This window comes from Celeribacter persicus, assembly GCF_003050785.1.
GTDB classification, from domain to species: domain Bacteria; phylum Pseudomonadota; class Alphaproteobacteria; order Rhodobacterales; family Rhodobacteraceae; genus Celeribacter; species Celeribacter persicus.
The window spans coordinates 1-3369 of the sequence record NZ_QAOH01000063.1 but is presented as its reverse complement, the minus strand read 5'-3'; the positions used below and the strand labels follow the sequence as shown (position 1 = coordinate 3369).

Here is a 3369-nt window from a genome sequence, read left to right as displayed (position 1 = left end):
GAAACAATGGCCTGGCTGGAGAAACAGCTCGCAGCATAAATGTGTCTGTCCGAGGCGTAAGTGCGACTTGTGGCAAAGTTTGCAACAGAGCCCCCCTAGATTTGTTGGCGCTTTGCTTGGTAATTTTGGAAGCAAAGGAAGGCGCAAATGTCAGAGTAAATTCGCTACTCAGAAGAGTTCAAGATCGACGCTGTGGCTCAGGTCAAAGCGTGGCTATTCAGTCAAGGATGTGGTTGACTGGCTCGGCATCAGCACAAAATCTCTCTACACTTGGATAGCGCAATTTTCGAAGCCACAAAGGCAGACAGACCAAGAGGTCGAAATCCGGCGGCGTAAAAAGGAACTCGCTCGGGTCACTGAAGAGCGCGACATTCTAAAAAACCGTTCCGGGCCGTTGCCCGCCTGCGTGCAGTATAAACAGCTTGTGCTACACTCATCGCGAAGGACAGATGCCGATAGCTTATTGGTGGGTCAGACCCCGTTAAAAAACGTGGTACATGGGCTGATGCGCACTTGAGAGTGGTGACGCCGCTTAGCGGCGATCCCGGTTAGGAAGATGATGAACTTGCATGGCCCACGCCCTTCGGCTTGAACGGAGGAGATGTCATGACAAAGTCCCAGACCGGCGACCACCCGGACCTGACGATGGTCAATCCTAATGCGGCTGCGATCGACATCGGATCGACGATGCACATGGCGGCAGTGAAACCTTACGCCGACGTTATGCCTGTGCGCGCCTTTGGGACATTTACTCAAGACTTGCACGATCTCGCCGCCTGGCTGCGGTCGTGCGGTGTCACCAGCGTGGCGATGGAGTCGACCGGCGTTTACTGGATACCAGCCTTCGAAATCCTGGAGGCGAATGGCTTCGAGGTTATCCTCGTGAATGCCCGCTATGCCAAGAACGTGCCCGGTCGCAAAACCGATGCGAGCGATGCGGGATGGCTGCGCCAGTTGCACTCCTACGGCCTCTTCGTGGCAGTTTCCGTCCTGAGGCAGAGATCGCCACCCTACGCGCCTACATGCGGCAAAGGGAACGGCTCACCGAGTATGCCGCCGCTCATATCCAACACATGCAGAAGGCGCTGATGGAGATGAACCTGCAGCTACACCACGTCGTTTCCGACATCACCGGCGCAACGGGTATGCGGATCATCCGTGCCATCGTTGGAGGCGAGCGCGATCCTGAAGTTCTTGCCGCTTTCCGGGATGTCCGTTGCAAATCATCTATCGACACAATCAAAGCCGCGCTGGTCGGTAATGACCGTGAAGAGCACGTCTTTTCCCTGACACAGTCTCTGGAACTTTACGACTTCTACAAGACCCAGATCGAGACATGCGACCGGAAGCTGGAAGCGGCAGTCGCGGCTTTGACTGTCCGGGCTGGGGCTGATCTGGCTCCGCTGCCGAAGGCACGGATCAAGGGCAAGCAGCACAACGCGCCGTCCTTTGATGTGCGGGCCGCGCTTTACGGGGTGCTGGGCACAGACCTGACGCAGATCCACGGCCTTGGACCATCGCTGGCCCTGAAGCTGGTGGCAGAATGCGGCACGGACCTGCGAGCCTGGAAGAGCGCCAAGCACTTCACGTCGTGGCTCTGCTTGGCTCCAGGCAACAAGATATCTGGTGGCAAATTGCTGTCCTCACGGACACGCCGATCGTCAAGCCGCGCCGCTGCACTTCTGCGTCTGGCTGCCGTCACGATTGGGCAAAGCGACACAGCCTTGGGCGCGTTCTATCGACGCCTCTCGGCGCGGATCGGTAAGCAGAAGGCAGTCACAGCGACCGCACGCAAAATCGCTGTCCTGTTCTATAATGCCATCCGCCACGGTATGACCTATCAGGATCAGGGGGCCGTGGCCTACGACGAGCGACATAGGAAACGCGTTCTGTCAAATCTCCAGCGACGCGCCAAGACCATGGGGTTTGCCCTAACCCCCATCTCAAGCGTCGAGGCTGTTTCTTAGGAAGGGCAAGGCTTGTCCGCTATTGGTCCGAAGGCAATGCCGAGCGCGTACTTCGCCAGGGATGCAAAGTGAGGCACGCCTTCATCGCTGCGCACCGTCAGCAGCATCCCGTCCGCATTCTATGCAAAATACTCAGCGTCCATCCGAGCGGTTTCTATGCCTGGATCAAGGAGCCGTTGAGCCAGCGAGCGCTCGAAAAAGAACGACAAATAGCACAGGCCAAGCAGGCTTGGACCGACAGCGGCAAGAACTATGGATATCGCAAGATCCATGACGATCTGATCGAGATGGGCGAGGCCGTGTCCGAGAACCGAGTAGCGCGGCTGGCTCGCCTTGCGGGCATTCAGGCGCAGATCGGCTATAGGAAGAAGCCCGGCCAGTATAGTGGAAAGCCCTCTGTCGTCGTGGACAATACGCTGAACCGGCAGGCCGACGTGGCGGCTCCGGATCGGGCATGGGACGAGACATTGTCCGCCATTGGTTCAAGAACAATGGTCGAGTGATATCACCTACATCAGGACGCACGAAGGTTTCGCCTATCTCGCTGTGATCATCGATCTATTCTCTCGGCGCGTGGTCGGGTGGGCAGTTCACTCCCGCCAGACGTCTGAGCTTGCTGTGCAGGCTCTTCTTATGGCGATCTGGCGGCGCAAACCAGATCAGGGCTTGCTGGTGCATTCAGATCTGGGCGCTCAGTTCACAAGCCGCGAATGAGCCGCGTTCCTACAAGAGAACGGATTGGGGCACTCGATGAGCCGCAGGGGCAACTGCCATGAAATCAAGCTGGTCCGCGCCAGCGGAGTACATGATCCGGGGGATCATTTACAGGCGCAGAATGCGGTAGCCGAGAGCTTCTTTCAGGTGCTGAAACGGGAGAAAATCAGACGGCGGACCTACCGAACCCGCGAAGCCGCTCGACGCGATGTCTTTGAGTACATCGGGCTGTTCTACGACCCGAAACGCAAGCGCACGAATGTCGCTCTCGCTCATGTGGCGGAAGTTTTCGTAAGGCATCGCCGGAAAGAGATGCGCCCCGTGCGGCGTCACGCCATCAACCATGGCCACACGGAAGTTGTCCAAGGACCAACCGTCGATGCCCGCGAGAATTTTTAGAAAGGCGTTCAGATCGCCCGCAACCTACGCATCAAATCCGATACATTTGTCATACGGCTTTCGAAACAGAAGAATCCTGAACAGAAATGGGTAATGACGATTCAGAGAGGGAACCGGCGCGGGTCGCTCAATGAGTAAAAGTCGAACCGAACCTCTACGGTTCGGCCAATCACTCACCTTCATTTCCCCAACATGGCCTGGCTGGCCCGAAGCTGCATATTTGGGCTTTTGAGAGAACATGTTGAGAACAAAAGGCTGATTGACGGTCAGAGCTGATGTTGGATGATAC

2 protein-coding genes and 2 pseudogenes are annotated in these 3369 nt (G+C 56.9%); 3 read left to right on the top strand and 1 reads right to left on the bottom strand.

Annotated elements, in window-relative coordinates; genetic code table 11:
- The first annotated feature begins 67 nt into the window (after positions 1–67).
- From C8N42_RS22250 to C8N42_RS22040, 3 genes and pseudogenes are all read left to right on the top strand, one after another.
- A complete protein-coding gene (locus C8N42_RS22250; RefSeq protein ID WP_425430544.1) occupies positions 68–517 on the top strand; it encodes a transposase in 450 nt (149 codons plus the stop codon).
- A gap of 89 nt (positions 518–606) precedes the next feature.
- A pseudogene (locus C8N42_RS21005) lies at positions 607–1967 on the top strand (IS110 family RNA-guided transposase).
- A 44-nt stretch (positions 1968–2011) separates the two neighbouring features.
- Positions 2012–2984, top strand: a pseudogene (locus tag C8N42_RS22040) (IS3 family transposase); the annotation flags it as partial.
- Positions 2985–3104: 120 nt separating this feature from the next.
- Here C8N42_RS22040 and C8N42_RS21810 read toward each other — a convergent pair.
- A partial coding sequence (locus C8N42_RS21810; RefSeq protein ID WP_211309237.1) for a hypothetical protein occupies positions 3105–3369 on the bottom strand: 265 nt, incomplete at its 5' end.